Source organism: Chromobacterium sp. S0633 (genome assembly GCF_024158805.1).
In the GTDB taxonomy this organism is placed as follows: Bacteria; Pseudomonadota; Gammaproteobacteria; order Burkholderiales; family Chromobacteriaceae; genus Chromobacterium.
The window spans coordinates 1-604 of record NZ_JAMZGH010000128.1; the positions used below are offsets into that span (position 1 = coordinate 1).

The 604-nt window shown below is 67.7% G+C and carries 1 protein-coding gene; it reads right to left on the bottom strand.

Translation table 11 applies throughout. The features are described from left to right. Window positions 1–604 (bottom strand): hypothetical protein (locus NK214_RS24920; RefSeq protein ID WP_253315813.1); only part of this gene is annotated, 604 nt, incomplete at both ends.

Genomic DNA, 604 nt, shown 5'->3' on the forward strand with positions numbered 1-604 from the left:
GTGGCCGCCGCCGGCTGATTGCCGCCGATGTGAACGATCTGCGGCTGGTCGCGCCAGGCGACCGGTTGGGTGACGGAAGCCGCTTCGCCCGGACGGAAGGCGCCGACCACCGCGCCCAGTGATTGGCCGTTGGCGTCGAGACGATCGAGCTCATACTCCCAGGTCTGCCCGGCGGCCAGGCCGTAGTTGGACGGCAGGAACTGGAACCAGCCCTTAAAGCCGGTGGCGGCCAGCACCTGGCTGGCGCCCCACTCGCCGCCCGGGGTGCGGAAACGCAGCCGCGAGGACACCGCGGCCTCGCCGAGATTGGTCAGATTGACCCAGCCGGTGCTGTACATGAAGGCGCTGTCGACGGCGGCCTCGCTCTGAGAGATGGTGGGCGCGCTGTCGTTGAGGTTCATCGTGCCCTGGCGGGTGTTGAGCACCTTGCCGGCGGCGTCCATGGCGACGTAGCGGAATTCGTACGCTTGGCGCGCCATGCCGGACCAGTCGAGGGCGAATTGGCCCTTCACATTCTCTCCATTGGCCTTGAGTTGCGGCACATAGACGTACTGCCAGCCGGCATTGCTGCCCGCCGGGCGGGTGTAGAGCAGCATCTGGGTGG